This window comes from Vibrio sp. NFR, assembly GCF_027587095.1.
GTDB lineage: Bacteria > Pseudomonadota > Gammaproteobacteria > Enterobacterales > Vibrionaceae > Vibrio > Vibrio harveyi.
This window is the reverse complement of the sequence record NZ_JAPPTN010000001.1, coordinates 551,738-574,675: the sequence shown is the minus strand read 5'-3', so window position 1 is coordinate 574,675 and position 22,938 is coordinate 551,738. Positions and strand designations below refer to the sequence as shown.

The 22,938-nt window shown below is 46.0% G+C and carries 18 protein-coding genes; 13 read left to right on the top strand and 5 right to left on the bottom strand.

The window, feature by feature from the left end:
• Positions 1–15: 15 nt before the first annotated feature.
• From OH463_RS02575 to OH463_RS02545, 7 genes are all read left to right on the top strand, one after another.
• A complete protein-coding gene (locus OH463_RS02575) occupies positions 16–1,812 on the top strand; it encodes an FAD-dependent oxidoreductase (protein ID WP_269990426.1) in 1,797 nt (598 codons plus the stop codon).
• Positions 1,809–2,579 (top strand): (Fe-S)-binding protein, encoded by a 771-nt coding sequence (locus OH463_RS02570; RefSeq protein WP_009698151.1) that lies wholly within the window; start codon positions 1,809–1,811, stop codon positions 2,577–2,579. The genes OH463_RS02575 and OH463_RS02570 overlap by 4 nt, the downstream gene beginning before the upstream one ends.
• Before the next feature lie 55 nt (positions 2,580–2,634).
• On the top strand, positions 2,635–3,312 hold the full coding sequence (locus OH463_RS02565) for a TVP38/TMEM64 family protein (RefSeq protein ID WP_005450645.1): 678 nt from the start codon (positions 2,635–2,637) through the stop codon (positions 3,310–3,312).
• Positions 3,313–3,647: 335 nt separating this feature from the next.
• Entirely contained in the window at positions 3,648–4,805 is a 1,158-nt protein-coding gene (locus OH463_RS02560) for an ABC transporter substrate-binding protein (protein WP_005450647.1), read from the top strand.
• Between the two features lie 9 nt (positions 4,806–4,814).
• Positions 4,815–6,524, top strand: coding sequence for an ABC transporter permease (locus OH463_RS02555; RefSeq protein ID WP_269990425.1), 1,710 nt, complete (start codon positions 4,815–4,817; stop codon positions 6,522–6,524).
• Positions 6,490–7,137, top strand: a complete 648-nt coding sequence (locus OH463_RS02550; protein ID WP_005450651.1) for an ATP-binding cassette domain-containing protein — start codon at positions 6,490–6,492, stop codon at positions 7,135–7,137. The genes OH463_RS02555 and OH463_RS02550 overlap by 35 nt, the downstream gene beginning before the upstream one ends.
• Positions 7,130–7,738 carry a CDP-alcohol phosphatidyltransferase family protein gene (locus tag OH463_RS02545; RefSeq protein WP_005450653.1) on the top strand — a complete coding sequence of 203 codons (609 nt, stop codon included), beginning with the start codon at positions 7,130–7,132 and terminating at the stop codon, positions 7,736–7,738. Before OH463_RS02550 ends, OH463_RS02545 begins: the two co-directional genes overlap by 8 nt.
• Before the next feature lie 69 nt (positions 7,739–7,807).
• Here OH463_RS02545 and OH463_RS02540 read toward each other — a convergent pair whose 3' ends face one another.
• Positions 7,808–7,960: a hypothetical protein gene (locus tag OH463_RS02540; RefSeq protein ID WP_017188183.1), complete on the bottom strand. Its 153-nt coding sequence runs from the start codon at positions 7,958–7,960 to the stop codon at positions 7,808–7,810.
• Positions 7,961–8,230: 270 nt separating this feature from the next.
• On the opposite strand from OH463_RS02540, the gene norR reads away from it, so the two are divergent.
• The 3 genes from norR to OH463_RS02525 all read left to right on the top strand — a co-directional run bounded on the left by norR (position 8,231) and on the right by OH463_RS02525 (position 13,104).
• Entirely contained in the window at positions 8,231–9,760 is a 1,530-nt protein-coding gene (norR, locus tag OH463_RS02535; protein WP_239923810.1) for a nitric oxide reductase transcriptional regulator NorR, read from the top strand.
• A gap of 562 nt (positions 9,761–10,322) precedes the next feature.
• Positions 10,323–11,984, top strand: coding sequence for a hydroxylamine reductase (gene hcp / locus OH463_RS02530; protein WP_005450663.1), 1,662 nt, complete (start codon positions 10,323–10,325; stop codon positions 11,982–11,984).
• A gap of 76 nt (positions 11,985–12,060) precedes the next feature.
• On the top strand, positions 12,061–13,104 hold the full coding sequence (locus tag OH463_RS02525; RefSeq protein ID WP_029789457.1) for a hybrid-cluster NAD(P)-dependent oxidoreductase: 1,044 nt from the start codon (positions 12,061–12,063) through the stop codon (positions 13,102–13,104).
• Between the two features lie 140 nt (positions 13,105–13,244).
• Here the strand turns inward: OH463_RS02525 and OH463_RS02520 are convergent, their stop codons facing one another.
• The 4 genes from OH463_RS02520 to OH463_RS02505 all read right to left on the bottom strand — a co-directional run bounded on the left by OH463_RS02520 (position 13,245) and on the right by OH463_RS02505 (position 18,253).
• The gene (locus OH463_RS02520; RefSeq protein ID WP_005450667.1) at positions 13,245–14,177 is read right to left on the bottom strand and encodes a class I SAM-dependent methyltransferase; all 933 of its coding nucleotides are present in this window, start codon (positions 14,175–14,177) and stop codon (positions 13,245–13,247) included.
• 31 nt (positions 14,178–14,208) lie between these two features.
• Positions 14,209–14,901: a TIGR01621 family pseudouridine synthase gene (locus tag OH463_RS02515; protein WP_047513565.1), complete on the bottom strand. Its 693-nt coding sequence runs from the start codon at positions 14,899–14,901 to the stop codon at positions 14,209–14,211.
• Positions 14,902–14,950: 49 nt separating this feature from the next.
• A complete protein-coding gene (locus tag OH463_RS02510) occupies positions 14,951–16,564 on the bottom strand; it encodes a methyl-accepting chemotaxis protein (protein ID WP_269990423.1) in 1,614 nt (537 codons plus the stop codon).
• A 261-nt stretch (positions 16,565–16,825) separates the two neighbouring features.
• Complete coding sequence (locus OH463_RS02505; protein ID WP_005450673.1) at positions 16,826–18,253, bottom strand: sodium-dependent transporter; 1,428 nt, start codon at positions 18,251–18,253, stop codon at positions 16,826–16,828.
• A gap of 372 nt (positions 18,254–18,625) precedes the next feature.
• Between OH463_RS02505 and cls the strand changes: the two genes are divergently transcribed.
• The 3 genes from cls (at position 18,626) to OH463_RS02490 (ending at position 22,929) form a co-directional block, all read left to right on the top strand.
• Positions 18,626–20,083, top strand: a complete 1,458-nt coding sequence (gene cls / locus OH463_RS02500) for a cardiolipin synthase (RefSeq protein ID WP_005450675.1) — start codon at positions 18,626–18,628, stop codon at positions 20,081–20,083.
• A gap of 457 nt (positions 20,084–20,540) precedes the next feature.
• On the top strand, positions 20,541–21,746 hold the full coding sequence (locus tag OH463_RS02495; RefSeq protein WP_005450676.1) for a cystathionine beta-lyase: 1,206 nt from the start codon (positions 20,541–20,543) through the stop codon (positions 21,744–21,746).
• A 280-nt stretch (positions 21,747–22,026) separates the two neighbouring features.
• A complete protein-coding gene (locus tag OH463_RS02490) occupies positions 22,027–22,929 on the top strand; it encodes an esterase/lipase family protein (protein ID WP_009698161.1) in 903 nt (300 codons plus the stop codon).
• The last annotated feature ends 9 nt before the right edge of the window (positions 22,930–22,938 follow it).

The window sequence follows — 22,938 nt, the reverse complement described above, 5'->3', positions numbered from 1 at the left end:
CGGAAATAGCAGTTAATGAACAATGTAATTTTTAGTCAAAAGCTATTCGACACCGCTCAAATGATTGTCGATGGCTGTATGGGTGATGCCGATCCGGCATGTCAAACCGCGTGCCCAATGCACACAGACGTAAAGCAATACGTTCGCATGGCGGGTGAAGGTGATTTTCAAGGTGCTCTGGATCTGATCCGTAGCAAACTATTCCTTCCTCAAACACTAGGTCGCATCTGCGCACATCCGTGTGAAGCGTCTTGTCGCCGTAATTCTGAGTTTGGTCAGCCAATCAGCGTAGCTGGGATTAAACGTTTCGTCGCAGAGAAAATGGATAACCAAGATCACTGGGATCTAAACATTGCACCCCTAACTAACAAGCACATCGCGATCGTAGGTGCAGGTCCTGCTGGCGCTCAAGCGGCAATCGAACTACGTCGTCAGGGTCATGAAGTCACCATCTATGAAAAGCTGGACGTTTACGGCGGTATGATGCGTGTTGGTATCCCTGAATACCGCCTGCCACGCGATGTTATCGATTTCGAATACCGCTACTTAGCGATGCTGGGAATCAAAACTCAGTTTGGCGTTGAGATCGGCAAAGACATCAGTTTCGAAACACTACGCAACGAGCATGATGCGGTGGTACTTGCACATGGTGCGCACGTAGGTTCGATCATCCCTCTGCCGGGTCATGACAACGATGGCGTGTTCTCTGCGGTTGAATACCTAAAAGAGATTTCTGAAACTCGCCAATTCCCACGAGCAGGTAAGCGAGTAATGGTTATCGGCGGTGGTGACGTAGCGATGGACTGCGCACGCTCTTCATGGCGTATCGGCGCAAGTGAAGTTTACCAATGTTCACTTGAGAGCCTTGAGAACCTGCCTGCAAGCCAAATCGAAATCGATGAGTCACTAGAAGAAGGCGTTGAATTCCATGCGGGTTGGGGACCTGTCGCTATCGAGCACGAGAGCGGCAAAGTAACAGGCATTACTATCAAGAAAGTGCTGTCGATCTTTGATGAGCAAGGCAACTTTGCACCTCAGTACAGCGAAGAAAGCAAAACTATCTCTGTGGATACCGTTGTTTTCGCTACGGGTCAAATCGTGGCAGATATTACTGACGGTGCACTAGAGCAAACTCGCGGTGGCCGTTACGTTGTCGATAAACAAACACTAGCATCTAGTCTAGAAGACGTATTCGTAGCTGGTGATGCGTGTGGCGGGAACATCGTAATTGAAGCGATGGCATTAGGTCGTAAAGCAGCAATGAGCGTTGAACGCTTCCTAACGACTCGTCCACTAACTGAAGACCGCGACTTCGAGCAAGAATACAGTTACTCATCTCGTCTAGACGTACCACTACCAAAAGGTACGGTAGATACCCCTCGCCTACACGGTGAATTGCGTGACGCTGAAGAGCGTAAGCAGGATTTTGCACAAGTGGATTTAGGCTTTACTGAAGCGCAAATCAAACTAGAAGCTTCTCGCTGCCTGCAATGCAGCTGCAAGCTATGTATGACCGAGTGCATCATGATGAATGACTTCAGCGACTGTCCGAAAACCATTTTCTCCGACTTTGTGAACAACAAGTCGATGGATCCACTGATGGCTTACTCATGCAACGCGTGTGACCAATGCACCATCGTGTGTCCGAAAGACTTCCCAATGAAAGAGATGTTCCTAGGGGCACGTGCTGACTTTGTTAAGGCAAACAACGGTGAATCTCCAATGCCGGGTCATAAAGCGATCAACATGCACCAGAAGCTTGGCTTCTCAAAAATCTTCACTATGGCAAAACGAGCGGTATCGACAAAATGAGTAATAAAGTATTTATGCCAGGATGCAGCTTGCCATCCTATTCACCTGAAGGTGTAGCTGCCATTGCTAGCTACCTAAAGCAAGTATTTCCAGACATGGGCGCAGTCCAAAAATGCTGTGGCAAACCGACTGCAGCTATCGGTCAAACGGAGAAGTTTAAAGAGCGTTACGGTCAGCTACAGGCTGATTTTGACAAGCTAGACGCACAAGAAGTGATTGTGGCGTGTCAAAGCTGCTACGGCATGATCAAAAAATCTGGTGGCACACAAAAACCAGTGTCTTTGTGGAAGCTACTTCCTGAAATTGGTTTACCGGAAGAACTGCGCGGCAAAGCCAAAAACAGCGACGTGGTGTTTACCATTCACGACTCTTGTTCAACTCGCTACGAGAAAGAGCTGCAAGACGGTATCCGTTGGATACTAAACGAACTTGGTTACAAAACCTCTGAGCCAGAACACACACGAGAAAACACCCGCTGCTGTGGCTTCGGCGGCATGGTTGTACCTGCAAACCCAGATGTGGCAACGCGCGTAATTAAGCGCCGTGTTGAAGAGTTTGAAACCGACTACGTAGTGGTTTATTGCTCGGCATGTCGTGCATCCATGATGGGTGTTGGTACAAAGTCTTGGCACATTCTGGATCTGATGTTCGGTCCTGTGATCATGCAAGGTGATGAGCCGCCAGTAAACGTACTTGCGAGCCCTGTAAAAGCTTGGTTCAACCGCTACAAGTCAAAAGCGGGCCTGATCAAGTGTATGTCAGTGTAACTGTCTCTGTGTCGCTATCTCTTTTTAATTATTAGGTTTAAGTGAAGTTGAACTTATGAAACTCGTAAAAATCGCTCTTATCGTCGCTGTTGTAGCTCTCGCTCTGTTCGCGGCAAAACAAACTGGCATTCTTGAAATCATCACTGACATCAAGAGCCTACAAGATTGGATCGCAAGCTTTGGTGTGTGGGGTTACGCCGTATTCGTAGCAGCATTCGTATTTGCGTGTGTTTTCCTACTACCGGGCAGCGCATTTACCATTGTGGCAGGTATCGTATTTGGTCCTATCAAAGGTGGCGTATTGGCGCTCTTTTCTGCAACGCTTGGTGCAGTAGCAGCCTTTATCGTGGCGCGCTTCCTACTGCGTAACACCATCATGAAGAAGTTTGGCGACAACCCAATATTCAAGAAAATCGATGACGGTGTAGCAGCAAACGGCACCAGCTTCTTGATTCTGACTCGTCTTGTGCCTGTATTCCCATTCAGCCTACAAAACTACGCTTACGGTCTAACCAGCCTAAACCTTGGCACTTACGCTCTGGTTTCTCTGTTGACCATGGCGCCAGGTGCTTTCATTTTTGCTTACATGGCTGGTGACATCGCAACAAACGGTGTGTCTGCAATGTTGTTGGTAAAATTTGCGGTTGCGGGTCTTGTGCTGTTTGGCATGTCTTTGATTCCAAAATACATCGCAAAGAAAAAAGGCATCAACATGGAAGAATTAGCGAAGTAATCCGGTCTATCCATTATTGAAGCCAAAATAGTGCGACTTATCGAGAGTCGCACTATTTTCATTGCTACTGATTTGCTCACACTTTGTCCTTAAATTGGTGACTTTTAAGACCAAAAACTGACGTGGATTGGTATCACCTCACAAGGCGAGTAATTCTCTGAATCTATTATCAAATTCGCGTTGATAATAGAGCAAGATAGATTACTATCCATCTAGAGGGAACGGAGCTTCCAGCGTGGTTTATCCCCTATTCAGAGTACCAAAACAGCCGTTTGTACCTCATGGGAATATAAAGCTCCAAAATGAAAACAAAGATAAAGAAACACGGATTACTTATGAAAAAGCTACTTAGCACCATTGGCATTTTAGCCACCACATTCGCGACCTCCTCTTTTGCATCTTCGACCGCTGAAGAATGGCAAAAAATAGAACAGCAAGCCGACGGTCAGACCGTTTATTTTCATGCTTGGGGTGGTAGCCAAGAAATTAACCGCTACATCCAATGGGCAGGCAAAGAGCTTAAATCTCGCTACAACGTGACACTTAACCACGTCAAGGTCACCGATATTTCTGAAACCACCACTCGTCTTATTGCTGAAAAAGCCGCAGGGAAAAACAGCGGTGGCAGTGTTGATATGGTTTGGATAAATGGCGAAAACTTTAAATCGATGAAAGACAACCAACTATTGTTTGGTCCTTTCGTTGAAGGTTTACCAAGCTGGCAGTATGTCGATAAAACCCTGCCTGTTGATGTCGATTTCTCTGAACCAACAGATGGTCTAGAAGCGCCTTGGGGCGTAGGTCAATTGGTGTTTATCTACGATGAAGAAACCCTGCACAACCCGCCAAGCTCATATGCTGAAATGCTGAGCTACGCAAAAGCGTTTCCAAATCGTCTGACATACCCTCGCCCACCGGAGTTTCATGGCACCAGTTTCATCAAATCTCTACTGATCGAACTGAGCAATAACGATCCTGCACTGCAAAAGCCAGTGACAGACGAATCATTCAAAACTATCACGCAACCTCTATGGGCTTACCTAGATGAATTTCACAAAGTCGCATGGCGTGGCGGTAAGCAGTTTCCGGGTGGCACAGCGGAAACGGTACAACTACTAGATGATGGTCAGATTGACTTAGCCGTCACTTTTAACCCAAATGCGGTTTATTCAGCACAATCTAGCGGCAACCTTGCAGATAGCACCAAAGCGTATGCGATGGATGCGGGTGCACTTTCTAACATTCACTTCTTAGCTATCCCTTGGAACGCAAACGCCAGTGCAGGGGCTCAAGTTGCTATAAACTTTTTATTAAGTCCTGAAGCGCAATCTCGTAAAGGTGATATCAACATCTGGGGTGATCCTTCAGTGCTAAGCAGCCAATACCTGACTGGTACGGCTAAAAATACTCAACAATTCAAGTCTATTGCAGAGCCACATCCAAGCTGGCAAGCCGCACTAGAAAAAGAATGGTTGAAACGCTACGGGAATTAATAATCACCCATGTTAAGAGCGCTGTATCTAGTTATTATCGCAGTTTGTATATTACCGACCATCCCGGGTCTACTCGGGGTGGTGGTCTCTGCGCTCGGCTATGTTCCCCCTATCGGCTTACATCATTTTTCACTTGATGGCTTTGATGCTGTGTTTGACTGGGAAGGCGTGTGGACATCTATTGGTCTAACGTTCTACTCTGCCATTTTCAGTAGCTACCTTGCTTGTTTGATGACGTTTGCGATTCTGCAAGCTTCTTGGGGAAGTAAATTCTGGCGTAAAATCGAAGTCAGTCTTTCTCCGCTTCTTGCCATGCCACACGTGGCATTCGCCATTGGTTTTGCTTTCCTATTTGCACCAACAGGTATGGGCGTTCGCGTACTCAACCAAATGTTTGGCTACGATCCAAATGCGCAAACGGTGAATGACTTAGCGTTGCTGATCAAAGACCCACACGCACTGGGTTTGATCATCATGCTTGCCGTCAAAGAAGTCCCGTTCCTTTTGTTGATGAGTATTCCGATTCTTCAACAATTGAAGGTCGAGAAGATAGAAAAAGTCAGTCATTCGATGGGGTATAGCTCGGCTCAAGCTTGGTGGAAATGCGTTTTCCCACAATGGTTAGCAAAACTGCGCTTCCCAATGCTAGCCGTGCTGGCTTACAGCTTATCCGTTGTCGATGTCGCGCTAATTATCGGTCCAACCAACCCTCCTACCTTTGCAGTATTGGTATGGCAGTGGTTTAACGATCCTGATTTATCCCTCCTACCAAGAGCGGCGGCGGGTGCAGTTGTGTTGTTTGCGATTGCGAGCCTATTGATTGGCTTTGCTCGACTCGTAGAGTGGAGCGTTACTAAAGGCTTTAAACGCTGGCAATACTCCGGTCGTAGTGGTTTCCGCTTACCAGGAAAGACCTTGTTCTCTATGATTGCTCTACTCGCACTGTTAATGGTGCCTTTGATGGTGGTGTGGAGCTTTGCACAGCGTTGGCGTTTCCCTGACTTATTGCCAAGCCGTTACAGCTTACGTTTTTGGGAATACGAGTGGCAAAGCATTCTTGGCACGCTAGAGCAAAGCATGTTGATTGCGGTGATCAGCGCATCAATTGCTCTGGTACTTGCTCTGATTGCTCACGAATACCGACTGCGTTACCGCTGGCAAGTCCCAGGGTACATCATTGCCGTGCCAATGTTGATTCCGCAGCTTTCCGTTTTGTTTGGAATGCAAGTCGTCACGCTGTACCTCGACAGCAGCGCGTACTTGTTCTGGGTATGTTGGGCACACGTCTTCTTTGCTTTCCCGTTTGTTTACCTATCACTCGACGGTCCATGGCGCAGCTTCGACAATGGTCTGACTCGTGTCGCCTTAAGCCTTGGTAAATCACCGATGCAGGCTTGGTTAAAAGTCAAACTGCCCATTCTTTTGCCTGCGATTGCTTTTGCTTGGGCAGTTGGCATTAGTGTCAGCTTAGCGCAGTACCTACCAACACTCGTGCTGGGAGCTGGTCGCATCAGCACAATAACAACAGAAGCGGTCGCCCTATCAAGTGGCTTTGACCGTCGTGTCACTGCGATTTACGCAATTTGGCAAGCTCTCTTGCCGTTAATGTTCTTCTCTTTTGCGATTTTACTTAGCCGCTTACACGTTAAGTATCGCCGGTTGTCTATTAAAGGTTTACTACCGAATGAGTCTCTGTCTCGAAAACCTCGCCATCCATAAAACCAATGGCGACACGCTTTTCTCTGCCTTCAATATGACGGTAGAGAAAGGTGAAATTGTTACCCTGATGGGTCCTAGCGGCTGTGGCAAATCCACTTTATTGGATGCCATTGCTGGTCACCTATCTTCCGAGTTCGACTATTCAGGCTCAATCACTCTCGATAATGAAAAGTTGGATGCTTTGCCTGCGCATAAGCGTCAGGTAGGTATTTTGTTCCAAGACGATTTGCTCTTTCCGCACCTCACCGTATGGGAAAACCTTGCCTTCGCTCTGCCTGATTCAATCAAAGGGGCTGAGCGTAAAGAACGTGCGATGCAAGCATTGAAACACATCTCGTTAACCAAGCTCGCGGAATCTTTCCCAGATCAAATATCAGGTGGTCAGCGCGCCCGTATCGCTCTGACTCGTATGTTGTTGGCGAAACCAAAAGTTGCCCTACTCGACGAACCATACAGCAAACTCGATAAAGATTTGCGCGTGCAGTTTCGTAACTGGGTCGTGGAACAGCTTCAACTCGCTAATATTCCCGCGTTGATGGTGACTCACGATGAAGACGATATCCCTGCAGGCAGTCGTTGCCTAAACTGGCCGTGGGAGACAAGTCATGCTTGATAGCCTAAGCATCAAAATCATTAAGTGGCCACTGGCACAAAGCGCAAAGCTGATCGACAAATGTGGCGTGACGGCTAACCAAACCACACTGTTCGGTTTTGCCCTTGGTTGCTTTGCCCTACCAGCATTGATGGCAGAGCAATACACACTCGCATTAGCGTTTATCCTGCTGAACCGAATTTGTGATGGATTAGATGGTGCGTTGGCAAGAATCCAAGGCATTACCGATGCCGGAGGCTTTCTCGATATTAGCTTGGACTTCTTGTTCTATTCTTTGATTCCATTTGGTTTTGTGTTGGCAAATCCAGAACAAAACGCCGTCGCGGGCGCATTCTTGATCTTCTCGTTTATTGGCACGGGGAGCAGCTTCTTAGCTTTCGCGATCATGGCAGGTAAACGCGGTATCGATAACCCTGTCTACAAACACAAATCTCTGTACTACATGAGCGGTCTAACAGAAGGCACCGAGACCATTGGTTGTTTCGTGTTGTTCTGTTTGTTCCCACAACATTTTGCCGTGATTGCGTATATCTTTGGTGCGGCGTGTTGGTTTACCACGTTTACGCGTATTTACTCTGGGTTTCATACGCTGAAACCGTAAACAAAACTTAAAGGGAGATTCCTGATTGCTACGAAGGAATGCAACCGGGAATCTCTTTTCAATCTTCCCTCAATAAAGCATCCCACTCACCACCAGCGTCACCACAATCCCAGAGACAAAACTCGGCACATGCCACTTCTGCTGCTTAGCTCGAAAATACTCTTTTTGTCGCTCTTCTTGATAGCTCTTCACCGCTAGTTCTTTAATGTAATCGTTTTGCATAACCTACCCTCCTGACGTTTTTCAAATCGAGGATAGAAGCTCAAGTTAACTTGAGGTCAATGCTGAAGTTCCAATTTAGGATATGTTCCTTAGAAGTGGAGCGATCATTGCTTTCAATTCATTAAACTCAACCAGTTGCATTTATTTGTATCACAGTTCTGGCGTGTCACTTGATCGTCGTCAATGGAACATCAATCTATTTCACCTTTCGATGTTCAAATGACATCAAGTTGCTAGCATGAGCCCATTCAAGATAACTCTGGGCTTGTTATGACTCCTACTGTTGACCATGTACTCCTCAATATCGCACTCAATTTGAGCTCAAATCGCTCTCATGAGCAGCAATACCAAAACCTGATTGATGGGGTCGCACAAGTATTCCCTTGTGATGCGAGTTGCTTGTTCATATTCGATGAGGATGGCTTTCTAACGCCGGTTGCAGTAAAAGGCTTGTCAAACTCAGTACTCGGTCGCCGTTATTTTCCTAAAGCCCATCCGCGCTTAGACGCTATTATCCACAGCCGTGAGCCTGTTCGCTTCGATGCCGACTGTGCCCTGCCCGACCCATTTGACGGGACATTATTGACCGAAGACCAATGCATTGATGTCCATGACTGCATGGGTTTTAGCTTATATGTTGAAGGGCAACTTGTCGGGGCATTAACCATGGATGCACTTGCGGTTGGCGCGTTTGATCATATCGACCCAGTAGCTATCGAAACCTTCGCGGCACTAACGGCGGCAACACTGCGCAACATTGCACAATTAAAAGCCCTCAAAGCACAAAACCAAAAGCAAAAAAACGTTACACAAACCCTGATTCAACAAGCGCGATCACAACATGGTGACATGGTTGGCTTAAGTCCACAGATCAATCAGTTACGAAATAATATAGCAACTGTTGCACAATCGGATTACGCGGTATTGGTATCTGGAGAAACCGGTACAGGTAAAGAACTTGTCGCTCATTCAGTTCACGCTCAATCTCATCGCAACGATAAGCCGATGATCTACGTGAACTGTGCCGCTCTACCCGAGGGGCTGGCGGAGAGCGAACTATTTGGCCATGTGAAGGGAGCTTTCACCGGAGCCAATAGTCACCGTGCAGGTAAGTTCGAGCTAGCTGATGGCGGCACAATCTTCCTAGATGAAGTGGGTGAATTGCCTTTGGTTTTACAAGCAAAACTACTGCGCGTTATTCAGCAAGGCGAGCTGCAACGTGTGGGCAGCGATCAGCATTTGATGGTGAACGTACGCATCATCGCAGCCACTAACCGACAGTTAGAAAAAGAAGTGGAAACTGGCACATTCCGCGCTGATTTGTTCCATCGATTGAACGTGTTTCCCATCAAAGTGCCACCACTGCGCGCGCGTGACGGCGACATTCCAGTTCTTGCGGGATACTTACTGGAAAAAGTGCGCCAGCAATTTAACGCACCAAACCTTCATGTTCACCCTAAGGTACTGACTCAATTAGAGTCTCTGCCTTGGTACGGTAATGTTCGAGAGCTTGAACATACCTTAACGCGAGCGGCATTACATGCCATTCAGCAAGGCGATAGCACCATCATGCTCAATCACTTTGACACTTCACTCGCGTTAGATGATGTAAAAAGCACATCACATTACTTGCCTAGAGAGAGCCAGCCGATGCGCGAGTTGGTGGAGCGTTATCAACATGACTTGATTGAGCACGCATTGAGCCAATCTGGCGGTGTTTGGGCAAAAGCAGCGGAGTTTTTACAAATGGATCGAGGCAACTTATATCGCATGGGTAAAAAGCTCGGCATAAATAAATAGAGGCTCCAGCTTCGCCCTTATGAAACAACGATTTACTTTTATCGATAGCAAACATATCGATAGCAAACAAAGAGATTCCGGATGACTCACTCTGGCTCGTCCGGAATGACACCCAACACCAATGTACATGGGCTAACTGTCCCATCTGGTTTCTCGTATTTCACTTACTCTTCCTCATTCGTAATAATTAAACCGCTCAAGTCTCAGCTTTCTTATAACTCTTTAAACTCATCAAGTTTTCAGTTGCCTTATTGCGTCATTCCCGACAGCGACGAAGGAGCGCAATCGGGAATCTCTTGCCTTCACAAAACCGCAATAACTTATCTCCTGTTTAACAAGCACTTCTACTATCGCCCGTTAAAACGTTTCTCGCGCGTCGCTTTTATCACCAATTCAAATACACCGTTGTTATTTACACATCAGTTACGTTGTAAAAATCACATCAGCGACATACTCAAAAACACATAAAGCCATTAAAAATCAAAGAGATAATTATTGGCACGCATTCTGCTCTATTGGAGAAAACAAAACGACTATTACTACAATCACTGGAGAACCCAATATGTTCTGTATTCAATGTGAACAGACAATCCAAACCCCGGCTGTAAAAGGCTGTTCTTTCGCACAAGGTATGTGTGGCAAAACTTCAGAGGTATCCGATCTACAAGACGTGTTGGTTTACACTTTGCAAGGGGTTTCTTTTTGGGCAGCACGCGCGCTTGAATTCAATATCATCAATGATGAAATCAACCAGTGGGCTCCAAGAGCATTCTTCTCTACGTTGACCAACGTAAACTTTGACCCAGAACGTATCCTTGAACTGACTTCTCAAGCAGCCACTTACAAAGCGCTGCTAAAAGACCAAGCGATGACAGCAGCAGCTCTTACAGATGAAGTGCTAGTGAACATTCCTGATGTAGCGAACTTCGAGTTGCCAAACAGCGCAGAGGAAATTTTGGCGTTTGCTCCTCAAGTTGCGGTAAACCGCGGTAAAGACCAAGTACACGAAGACGTTATCGGTCTACGTCTGCTTTGCTTATACGGTCTAAAAGGCGCTGCTGCGTACATGGAACACGCACGCGTACTTGAGCAAACCAACAATGACATCTTCGCCGAATACCACGAAATCATGGCTTGGTTGGGTACTGACCCTGAAGATCTAGGCGAACTGCTAGATTGCTCAATGCGTATTGGTCTTATGAACTACAAAGTGATGGAAATGCTGGATCACGGTGAAACAGCAACGTTCGGTCACCCAGAGCCAACAACCGTTAACGTTAAGCCAGTCAAAGGCAAATGTATTCTCGTTTCTGGTCATGACCTTCACGACCTAGAAAAAATCTTGCAACAGACCGAAGGCAAAGGCATTAACGTATACACTAACGGTGAGATGCTGCCTGCACACGGCTACCCAGAGCTGAAGAAATACCCTCATCTAGTAGGTAACTACGGCAGCGCGTGGCAGAACCAACAGAAAGAATTCGCCAACTTCCCTGGCGCGATTGTGATGACCTCAAACTGCCTATTGAACCCGAACGTGGGTCAGTACGCAGACCGTCTATTCACTCGTAGCATTGTCGGTTGGCCAGGTGTCGCTCACCTAGAAGGTGATGATTTTAGCCAAGTAGTCGAGTGTGCATTGGCACAAGAAGGCTTCCAACACGATGAAATCGAGCACAACATCACGGTTGGTTTTGGACGTAACGCACTGATGAACGCGGCTCCTGCGGTTATCGACCAAGTGAAACAAGGCAACATCAAACACTTCTTCCTAGTAGGTGGTTGTGATGGCGACAAAGCAGAACGTAGCTACTACACAGACTTCACTGCAGAAGCACCAGAAGATACGCTAATCCTAACGCTGGCTTGTGGTAAATACCGCTTTAACAAGAATACATTTGGCGATATTAATGGCATCCCTCGCCTATTGGATGTGGGTCAATGTAACGATGCATACTCAGCAATTCAGCTGGCATTAGCCCTTGCGAAAGAATTCGACTGCGACATCAACGAGCTTCCTCTTACGCTTGTTCTTTCTTGGTTCGAGCAAAAAGCGATTGTGATCCTACTTACGCTATTCGCACTGGGCGTAAAAGGCATCTACACAGGTCCAACAGCGCCTGCATTCTTGACGCCAAACCTGATTGCAATTATCCAAGAGAAGTTCGATATGCGCAGCATTGGTAATGTTCAAGATGACCTTAAAACTATCCTAGCAGCGTAATCACCTTGCTTATCACGCGCCTCCTTAATTGGGGGCGCTTTTATCTATTGAGTACTCGACAACCAAAGAGATTGTTATGTTTTTTGAATGGCAAGGCAGTCAACCTGTCACCTTACGCTGTGTAGATAAATATCACGAGACTGCCGATGCAGTGAGCCTCAAGCTGGCAGACTTATCTGAATCGCTTTTGTTTGAATTTAAAGCGGGTCAGTTCATAAATCTTGGCATTGAAATCGATGGCAAGATGGAATTCCGAGCCTATTCACTCAGTTCCCTTTCCGGCGATGATTGCTTACAACTGACCATTAAACGCGTCGACGGCGGGAAGGTATCAAACTACATCATAGATAAACTGTTGATTGGAGATACAGTTCAAGCTCTTCCACCAACGGGTGATTTCAACTGTGTTGACCATCCACCAATCACGCTAGATGGTAAAAAGAAAGCCCTGCTGATCAGTGCTGGATGCGGCATCACTCCCGTATTCGCGATGACAAAACAATGGCTGAGCAATGATCAAGAAGTGGATATCGAATTTCTGCATATCGCTCGCTCTCAACCAGAAACGATTTACTTTGATTTGCTAGAGACTTACCACTCAGTTTACCCAGATTTTAACTTGAAGCTGTTACTAAAAAATCGCGGTGAGACCCAGTACCCTGAAGGTCGACTCAGTAAGGAATGGCTTCAGGAGTTGGTCCCAGATTTTAATCAGCGCACGGTTTATCTATGTGGTCCAAACCAGTTCATGCTCGATGTTCAAGGTTATTTGACCGAGCTTGGCTTTGATATGGCTAACTTCTTCCAAGAAAGCTTTACACCAGCAGCAAGTGAAGAAGCTGAAGTGTCAGATGAAACGGCAAGTGTGTCAGTCCCCGACTTTGCTCAAACGATTGATGCACAAAAAGGTCAAGTCCTTGCTGATGTGTTGGAAGGCGCAGGGTTACCGTTGATCGTCGCTTGTCGAAGTGGCATTTGTGGCTCTTGTAAGTGTAAGGTTCGCAAAGGCAGTGTTTCTTCAACCAGCCTTGAAACATTAACACCGGAAGAAATTGAACAAGGCTATGTACTCGCCTGTTCTTCGACGATTGAATCCGACCTCGAAGTTCAGATTGGTTAAAGCGGTTGATACAAACATTAAAAAAGCGCCGTGCTCGGCGCTTTTTGTTTATCGCAGACTGTAATTCTACCAAGACGCGAAGCATTTGATAGAGATTCTCTATAAGGAAAAACGACTGAGCTGGGAACCTCGCTTTAAACTCAGCTAAACAGCAGAACCTTCAGTGCAGCTTCGCTATCTACATCCATAAACTCTGGTGGATTGTCCAAACGCTCTCGGAATGTCAGCTCAGGCGCTTCTTCCTTCATGCTTTCAATCAAGAAATCGCTGGTCACCGATGGCGAGTTTACACATGCGAGAACTTGTCCACCTTCTGCTAGCAAATCTGGCAAACGGCGTAGAATCTTTTTGTAGTCTTTCGTTAACGCGAAGCTGCCTTTTTGGAATGATGGTGGATCAATGATGATCATATCGTACTGACCTGACTTCTTGATCTTCCCCCACGACTTAAAGATGTCGTGCCCCATAAAGCTCACTTGGTTGATGTTATGACCATTCAGTTTATGGTTCTCACGACCTTTCGAAAGCGACGCTTTTGCCATATCCACGTTTACGACTTTATCGGCACCACCAGCAATAGCCGCCACAGAAAAGCCGCAAGTATAAGCGAACAGGTTAAGTACATTTTTGTACTTGGCATTTTCACGAACCCAATCACGACCGTAGCGCATATCAAGGAACAAACCGAAGTTCTGGTTACGACCGATATCTAGCTGGTACTTCAAGCCACTTTCTTCAACCACAGGTCGAGCATCTAGCTCACCCAACAGAATTTCTGAAGGTGCGCCGTCAGCATAACGGTGTTGAATCACGATAGTGCGACCCTGTTTCTCTGCCCACAGCGCAGATTCAGAAAGCGTATTTAAACCAGCTTTTAATTCAGAAACAAACGTCTCATCGACTTCTTTAAATAGGTTAATGATCAACTGACCTTGTAACCAATCACATGTGATTTGCTCTAAACCTTCGAAGCGGCGACCGCGACCGTGAAACAGTCGGCGGATTTCATTGGGAGCTTGTGTTAGCTCCGCTTCTAGATGCTGGAAAAACAGCGGAAGTTGTGATGCTTGCATCGAATTCTCTTATTCGTTTTCTTTGTAATGGTTATTTGATCGTAGGCCAGTTCAGTTCCCACGGAGAAAGCCAAGTGTCGATACCTTGGGATACAATTTCATTGTGCCATTTACTGCCAAGCGCTTTATGCTCGCGTGGATCGCAAACAAAGCAGTGTGTTTCATCTTGATACGGGAAACACAATGAAAATGCATGCAAGTAACCACGGTCAGCGTCATTACCTGCATTATAAATAGGATCACCAACAATACCCGAACCAACGGATTTTAATGCCACACGAATTTGGTGTGTTTTGCCAGTATGCGGCTTGCATAAAAACAGGCGCTCTCCCGGCTCTGCAGCGAGAGAAAAGAATTGGGTAATCGCTGGATTCGTTTTGCTGTTGACCAGTTTCCATGAAGAACGACGAGAGCGTTCCATGTCCCCCACTACCAGCCCTTGCTTCTTCTTAGGCTTTTTCGAACCAATCGCAAGATAGAACTTCTCGACTTCACGATCTGCAAATGCTTGCGACAACGCGCTTGCTGCTTTTGCGTTGCGACCCAAAAGCAAAATTCCAGACGTCATTTTGTCGAGGCGGTGAATAAGATACAACTGCTCATCACCACTTTGTTTCGCTACTTCTTGCAGCAACATAGTTTCACCATCGTCCTTATGTACTGAGACGTTGGGATGTTTATTGATGATCAGAAAATCTGGATGGGTGTGTAGAATGTCGAACATAAAAAACTGGCTCCACGTTTGGAGCCAGAAGTATACCGATTCTAAGCAATTAGGCGAGCTTAAACTTACCCACCAGCGCTTCCAATTCTTGAACTTTACGGTTCAGACCTTCTACGCTTTGCGAGCTGTCATTCGCTAATTGTAATGAACGGTTTGAGATGTCGCTGATCGATGTAATGTCAGCCGCAATTTCTTTCGTCACTGCGGTTTGCTCTTCCGCTGCTGTCGCGATTGAGTTAACCATGCTTTGAACATGAGCCGCACCAGAAACGATTTCTTCCAGTGAGTTCACTGCACCCGAGCTTTGACTCACACCAATTTCAACCAAACGACAGCCATCTTCCGTGTAAGTCACTGCCTCTTGAGTGCCGACTTGAATCGCTTGGATGATCTCACCGACCTCTTGTGTTGCCTTCGTTGTGCGTTCAGCCAGAGCGCGTACTTCATCGGCAACCACAGCAAAGCCACGACCAAACTCACCTGCACGTGCCGCTTCGATTGCCGCGTTCAATGCCAACAGGTTCGTCTGCTCGGCAATGTCTTCAATCACTTTGATAACCGCGCCGATTTTCTCGCCATGAGAACCTAGGCTGTTCATCTGCACCGACATATCCGACATTTGCTGTGATACCTGTTGAATGCTCTCCACCATCTCAACAATCACGGTGCGACCTTGTTCAGCGGTTGATTCCGACTTGCGTGCTTCTTCAAACGTCGCAGCACCTTGCTCTGCAACTTGAGAAATGGTCAAGCTCAACTCTTCTGCCGCAGTCGCAATCAAGTTTGCTTTATCAGATTGGCTACTTGCACCCGACACAATATCTTGGCTCACAACTGACAGCTCGCCGGTAACCGATTTCACCTCTTCCGATACGAGCGAAATCGAACCAATAAGGCTAGTCAATGATGCTTGCATCTTATTTAGAGAAGTCGCTAGGTTAGCCAACTCGTCACCCGATTTATCTTCAATCGGTTCTACCGTTAAATCGCCTTCCGCGACACGTTGCGCTAACTCATCGAGCTTACTCAAACGGTGAGTAATTGAGTTGGACAACAAGTACGCAATAACGGCTGTTGCAATCAGCGCAATCGAACCAAGCACATAAATCGTCAGTTCAATGCTATTAAACGAATCCGAAAGGTCCAGTAGCGCTTCACTGGTACTTTGGCGACCATCCGTTGATGCCGCATCAAGGATAGATTCAATCGGCGCTAGGTTAGCGTCATAAAGAGAGCGAAGGCGCGCCACGTTCTCTTCAACGTTTTCTAGACCAAGATTAGTCAAAATTTGCGACTCAAAGTCACGAGTGAAATTACTCATGTAACGTTTAACTTTTTCAACATTACGGTAATCTTCGCCACCAACCGTTTCCAAAAGTTTGACTTCAGCAATCGCTGCTGCAAATTCTTGTTTATTTACTTGGTACTCCGCCTGAGCACCCGATACACCTACGATGCTACCTAATGCATCACGATAAACATCACCTGCTTCATCGATCAAAATTAAGTACTGAACAGTTTCAGGAACATCGTCCGTTCTTACCTCGTCAGCCACTTCGTGCGAGTTCAATACTTCTAATGTGATAATTCCAATCATCACCAGCATAATTGCTAAGATTGCACCAAAACTCGCGTACAGTTTTTTACGAACAGACATTGTCACTAATAACCTACCTTACCCTTGTCTTCTATTTTCTAACTTAGTTCATCCACATATTTACACATGCTTTGTAAGGCTTATCGGAACGTTCAACTGCAACTTTAACACTTATTTTTGTGATCTAGCTCTCTTTGCGAGTCGTCTCACAATTAATACCCATTATTAATATGAATTCACTCAATCCTATAAATAATGAATATAAAAAACGGGAGCCTGTGAAGACTCCCGTTTATTAGTTTTTGAATTTAGCTGAATACTTCTCGCTTATAGCTTCTTAGAAAAGATACCTGCGAGGGCAATGATACCAATACCAAGTAGCATGATTTCGCCTTTACCGCTGTCGAAACCAGACTTGATGCCCATGAAAGCTACGATTGCGATAGCGACTGGGATTACGTATTTAACTAGGTTGTACCATAGACCAAATAGAGGGAAAGAAACTTTACCATCGTTAGTGATCTCTTTTTCAAGGTCAGCACGGTTTAGACGCCAGCCTGCAAAGATACATACCAACATACCGCCGACCGCTAGGAAGATCTTATCTGTTAGTAGGTCGAAGATATCAAATGCGCCCGTACCGAATAGGGTTGGACCAACACCACCAAGTGACAGTGACGCGAACACACATAGTGTTGCCATTACGACACTCGCAGACAGTACTGCTGTTGAACGCTTCAGACCTTTCTCATCGATTAGGTAAGAAACTACTACCTCAAGTAGAGATACAGAAGACGTCAGTGCCGCAACAGTAAGGCCAATGAAGAACATCAGAGCAAATAGAAGACCAATTACGCCGCCCATTTCAGCAAACAGTTGAGGTACAACTACGAAGACTAGACCTGGACCTGCTGCTGGCTCCATACCAAATGCGAACATTGCAGGGAACATAGCTACACCCGCTAGGATTGCAACACCTGTGTCCATTGCCGTAACCATACCAGTTGTTTGAACTAGGTTCTCTTTCTTCTTCAGGTAAGAACCGTATGTCATCATACAACCCATACCTAGACTTAGAGAGAAGAATGCCTGACCTAGCGCCGCTAGAACGACATTGCTGTCTACTTTTGAGAAGTCTGGCATGAACAGGAACTCAAGACCTGCCATTGCGCCCGGTAGCATCAGACCTTTCACTGATACAACGATCAGGATAAGGAATAGAAGAGGCATTAGGATTTTACCCGCTTTCTCGATACCGCCAGAAATACCTTTCATTACGATAACGATGTTTAGGAACAGGTAAACACCCATCCACATTAGCGGTTGAACTGGATCAGAAATGAAGCCGCCGAAGCTGTCACCAATTGCTTCAGGAGCACTTAGTAGACCACCGCCTACTTTAAAGATGTACGCTAACGCCCAGCCACCTACTACAGGGTAGAATCCCATGATCAATAGACCACTCAGTACGCCGATAACACCCGTAAATGTCCAACGACGATCAGTCGATTTGAAAGCACCTACTGCTGAAAGACCTGTCTTACGACCAATAGCGAACTCAGTAAGCATGACGCTAAAGCCGATAAAAATAACAAACAAAAGGTAAATTGCAACGAACGCACCGCCGCCGCTCTCACCAGCTGTGTAAGGGAATTTCCATATATTGCCTAAACCGACAGCGGAACCCGCTGCTGCCATTACGAAGCCTAGTTTAGACCCCCACGTATCACGTGGTGCTGCTGTATTTGTAGCCACGCTTTTTCTCCAAAATGTTTTGTTGTGTTTGCATAGAGATAGGCGTCTAGAATATGTTCGTGTAAATATTAATGTACACTTTATAAGATGTTTGTGTGACGCTCTATGTATGGCAAGTAAAGCAGTTTAACTTTAAAATTGGAACCCCGAATAGCACATTTATCGCGCAAATGTATCATTGTTCACGCTAAATGCTGCTTTTTTGCGCAAAAGTTAAAGTTTCATCCAACTTTTCACACCTTAGTAACACATTACCCCGTTATAAAATCTATTTCACAACATAAAATCACCTAACCGTGTTGGTATGAAAATAGTTTCCCGTTACGTCATTTCCGCTTAATATCCATGTTGGGCTTATTACTTTTGGCGTATATGGACAAGTTCTATCACTTTCTCACCCTAGCTAGCATTGGGCTTTATTGGTTCCTAGTGGCTGGTGTTACTATTCGTGTCGTATTAAAACGTCGCGCTGTTAGCGTCTCTCTTGCATGGCTGATGATCATCTACATCCTGCCAGTGCTTGGTGTTGCCTGTTATTTCTTATTTGGTGAGCTTAACCTTGGTCGAAAACGTGCAGAACGGGCTAAAGTGATGTTCACACCGTTCCAACAATGGTTCACTCAGTTAAATGATTGTAACGCACATGTTCCAGAAGCAATGGGGCGTCATATCTATCGCATTGACGAGCTATGTAACAACCGTTTGGGTCTTCCTGCATTAAGTGGTAACACACTTTCACTTCAGCAATCACCGGATGAAATCCTTCATTCCATCATTGAAGATATCGAAAACGCACAACACAGCATTCGAATGGTGTTCTACATTTGGCACCCAGGAGGCTTAGCCGATTCAGTCGCTTCTGCACTGATTCAAGCGGCAAAACGTGGCGTAGACGTAAAACTGCTTCTTGACTCTGCTGGTAGTCCGCGTTTCTTCCGCAGTCATTGGTATAAGATGATGAAGGATGCGGGCATCGATGTAGTACAAGCATTGGAAGTTAAAATGTGGCGTATCTTCCTGCGCCGTTTGGACTTGCGTCAGCATCGTAAGATCATCGTGATTGATGACGAAATTGCTTATACAGGCTCAATGAACTTGGTCGACCCTGCTTTCTTTAAACAAAGCAGTGGTGTTGGTCAGTGGATTGACATCATGGTGCGAATTACCGGTCCTACGGTCAACGTGCTAAGTGCCATTCACTGCTGGGATTGGGAAGTAGAAACAGGTGAACGTCAGTTACCTAAACACCCAGAGTGCCGCATTGACAACAGCGATGAGTTTCAACATCCAATTCAGGTGGTTCCATCTGGTCCGGGGATGCCGGAGTACTTGATTTACCAAGTACTGACTTTGGCGATCAACCAAGCGAATCGCTCGGTGAGGATCACCACGCCTTACTTCGTACCAAGCTCTGATTTACTCGAAACATTAAAAATGACCGCACAACGTGGCATCGATGTTGAGCTGATCATCCCGCACAAAAACGATTCCATGATGGTGCAATGGGCATCGCGAGCTTTCTACAGTGAGTTGATGGCTGCTGGTGTGAAAATCTACGAATTCTATGGCGGTTTATTGCACACTAAATCGGTGGTGATTGATGATCAATTCTGTCTGGTCGGCACGGTAAACATGGATATGCGCAGCTTGTGGCTCAACTTTGAAGTGACTCTGGCAGTAGATGACGAAGAGTTCACCAAGCAAATGTCGTGGCTACAGGACACCTACATCCAACAATCACACACTGTTGATAAAGAAGAATGGGAGAAGCGCAGTATCTTCTCTCGTTTCTTGGAACGTGTTTTCTATCTATTTAACCCATTGCTATAACAAATGAGTTATACCCAAGTAACCTCGAGATGCTAGGTTCAGCGAGAATGACTTGGTTTGTAGACGCGGCGGCGATTTAAAGGTCTAGTGGGTCTAAATCAAGAATCGACAACAAAGTATACAAACCAAGACAACTCGCCCTTTGGGAGCGTGTCATTGACTCGACTTCTGCGTCAAACAACTTGGAAAGAGCTGGCTATTACGCTGCGTTGTTTTCCTTGACCTCGAATCAATGACTACGCTCTGAATCCTGCATCTTGAAGTCACTTGGGTATAAAGCTAATAAATCTCTACAAAACCGACAGTTCTATGCTGTCGGTTTTCTTTATCTGTTGCACTTTCTCACTGTTTTTCGCTCTATGCTCTGACGAGTCGTTTCATTTCTACTTTTCCCTTGCAAACCACCCTTGGTCCATGTTTTAAATATTGAAAATCGTAATTTAGACAGGGAATTTTTATGTCAGAAGGCAAAAAGACCAAACTCGTTACCGCAGGTCGTGATAAGAAGTGGACAAATGGCGTGGTAAACCCACCAGTGCAGCGCGCTTCTACTATAGTGTTTGATACCGTCGCAGAAAAAAACCAAGCGATGATCAATCGTACGAATAAAACCCTGTTTTACGGACGCCGTGGTACAAACACACACTTTGCCTTTCAAGATGCCATGGTAGAGGTCGAAGGCGGCGCAGGGTGTGCCCTTTACCCATGTGGCACGGCGGCGATTTCTAATGCCATCTTGTCTTTTGTCGAAACGGGCGACCATATCTTAATGGTGGATACCTGCTACGAACCTACTCGCGATTTCTGTGACACCATCATGAAGAAGATGGGTGTAGAGACAACTTACTTCGATCCTATGATCGGCGCAGGCATTCGTGACCTTATTCAGCCGAATACTAAAGTGCTTTTCCTTGAGTCTCCTGGTTCCATTACCATGGAAGTGATGGATGTCCCTACCCTAGCAAGCATTGCACACGAACAAGACATCATTGTAATGTTGGATAACACATGGGGCGCGGGGGTGAACTTCTCACCATTCGAGCACGGCGTGGATATCTCTATCCAAGCAGCAACCAAATACATTGTTGGTCACTCAGATGTAATGCTGGGTACGGCGGTTGCGTCTGAGAAGTACTGGGATCAGCTACGCGAGCAGAGCTACCTAATGGGTCAATGTGTTTCTCCTGATGATGCATATCTCGGTCTGCGTGGTATTCGCACACTTGATGTACGCTTACGCCAACACGCGGAAAACAGTCTAAAAGTCGCGCAATGGTTAGCAGCTCGTCCTGAAGTTGACCACGTTCGTCACCCTGCTCTAGAGAGTTGTCCGGGTCACGAATTCTATAAACGCGATTTTACTGGTGGTAACGGTCTGTTCTCATTCGTGTTGAAAAGCTCGTACCCGAAAGCCACCACAGCATTGTTGGATGGTATGAAGCACTTCAGCATGGGTTATTCATGGGGTGGGTTTGAGAGTTTGATTTTAGCTAACGAGCCAAAGAGCTTTAATAGCTTGCGCACAGTGGCGAATCCAAATTTCGAAGGTACATTAGTACGTCTACACATTGGTTTAGAAGATGTAGAAGACTTAATCGCCGATCTTGAAGCTGGCTTTGCTCGATACAATGCATTAGTGCTAGAAAAAGAAGCCTCTTTATAAGCATTCAGAACAATTATTAAATAGCCTCGTACTGCGAGGCTATTTTTTTACCTCTCATTATAGAGTTACTAACTCATTGTCTTAATTAGAATTAACTAACATTCTAATATTCATCAATCCAATGTTAATTGAATCTGTTGATTTTCTTTTGAGTAATCACAGATTAAAACAATGTGCCACAAACGAACTTCTCAACCGCAAAACTTATCTCCTATTTTATAAAACTCATAAGAGGTCATACCACAAGGAGATAGTTTTGAAACTCAGATTCATAACAACAATGCTTTTCGTTTTAAGCACCCTACCTTTTGCATCTGCCAACGCCAGTGGTTACACAGAAACCAAATACCCCATCGTACTTGTCCATGGTTTATTTGGTTTTGATTCCCTTGCCGGAGTCGATTACTTCTATGGCATCCCACATGCTCTAACGAAAGATGGCGCGACGGTTTATGTCGCTCAAGTCTCCGCAACCAACAGCAGTGAAGCACGTGGAGAGCAGCTCTTGGCTCAAGTAGAAACGTTGCTTGCTGCTACAGGCGCGGAAAAGGTCAATTTGATTGGGCACAGCCATGGTGGACCAACAACACGTTATGTTGCTTCTGTACGCCCAGATTTAGTGGCGTCCGTTACCAGTATTGGAGGGGTGAACAAAGGATCAAAAGTAGCTGATATTGTGCGTGGAACGGTTCCTGAAGGCTCCATCAGTGAAGGTGTCGCGGTGAAGCTAGCAGAAGGGCTAGTGACTCTCATTAATCTACTTTCCGGTGGCACTGATCTCGACCAAGACCCACTAGCTTCCTTAGCGGCACTAACCACCGAAGGTTCTTTGGCGTTCAACCAGCATTACCCTGAAGGCATTCCAACCAGTGAATGTGGAGATGGAGACCTATTGGCGTCTAACGGTGTGCATTACTACTCATGGACTGGCTCTTCCAACTTTACCAACCTGTTTGATCCAACAGACGGCGCAATGGTGGTTTTAGGTTTGGCGTTTGATAGTCCAAATGATGGTCTCGTGGGCACGTGCAGCACTCACTTGGGGAAAGTGATTCGTGATGATTACAAGATGAATCATCTGGATGAAATCAACGGGCTGCTAGGTATCCATCATTTGTTCGAAACGGATCCAGTCACATTGTATCGCCAACATGCAAACCGCCTAAAACAGCAAGGTCTATAAGAAGGAAGC

Excerpts from the sequence above, each read along its gene's own strand:
- OH463_RS02575 (WP_269990426.1), top strand. The coding sequence starts at position 16 with ATGAACAATGTAATTTTTAGTCAAAAGCTATTCGACACCGCTCAAATG.
- OH463_RS02570 (WP_009698151.1), top strand. The coding sequence starts at position 1,809 with ATGAGTAATAAAGTATTTATGCCAGGATGCAGCTTGCCATCCTATTCA.
- OH463_RS02565 (WP_005450645.1), top strand. The coding sequence starts at position 2,635 with ATGAAACTCGTAAAAATCGCTCTTATCGTCGCTGTTGTAGCTCTCGCT.
- OH463_RS02560 (WP_005450647.1), top strand. The coding sequence starts at position 3,648 with ATGAAAAAGCTACTTAGCACCATTGGCATTTTAGCCACCACATTCGCG.
- OH463_RS02555 (WP_269990425.1), top strand. The coding sequence starts at position 4,815 with ATGTTAAGAGCGCTGTATCTAGTTATTATCGCAGTTTGTATATTACCG.
- OH463_RS02550 (WP_005450651.1), top strand. The coding sequence starts at position 6,490 with ATGAGTCTCTGTCTCGAAAACCTCGCCATCCATAAAACCAATGGCGAC.
- OH463_RS02545 (WP_005450653.1), top strand. The coding sequence starts at position 7,130 with ATGCTTGATAGCCTAAGCATCAAAATCATTAAGTGGCCACTGGCACAA.
- OH463_RS02540 (WP_017188183.1), bottom strand. The coding sequence starts at position 7,960 with ATGCAAAACGATTACATTAAAGAACTAGCGGTGAAGAGCTATCAAGAA.
- norR (WP_239923810.1), top strand. The coding sequence starts at position 8,231 with ATGACTCCTACTGTTGACCATGTACTCCTCAATATCGCACTCAATTTG.
- hcp (WP_005450663.1), top strand. The coding sequence starts at position 10,323 with ATGTTCTGTATTCAATGTGAACAGACAATCCAAACCCCGGCTGTAAAA.
- OH463_RS02525 (WP_029789457.1), top strand. The coding sequence starts at position 12,061 with ATGTTTTTTGAATGGCAAGGCAGTCAACCTGTCACCTTACGCTGTGTA.
- OH463_RS02520 (WP_005450667.1), bottom strand. The coding sequence starts at position 14,177 with ATGCAAGCATCACAACTTCCGCTGTTTTTCCAGCATCTAGAAGCGGAG.
- OH463_RS02515 (WP_047513565.1), bottom strand. The coding sequence starts at position 14,901 with ATGTTCGACATTCTACACACCCATCCAGATTTTCTGATCATCAATAAA.
- cls (WP_005450675.1), top strand. The coding sequence starts at position 18,626 with ATGGACAAGTTCTATCACTTTCTCACCCTAGCTAGCATTGGGCTTTAT.
- OH463_RS02495 (WP_005450676.1), top strand. The coding sequence starts at position 20,541 with ATGTCAGAAGGCAAAAAGACCAAACTCGTTACCGCAGGTCGTGATAAG.
- OH463_RS02490 (WP_009698161.1), top strand. The coding sequence starts at position 22,027 with ATGCTTTTCGTTTTAAGCACCCTACCTTTTGCATCTGCCAACGCCAGT.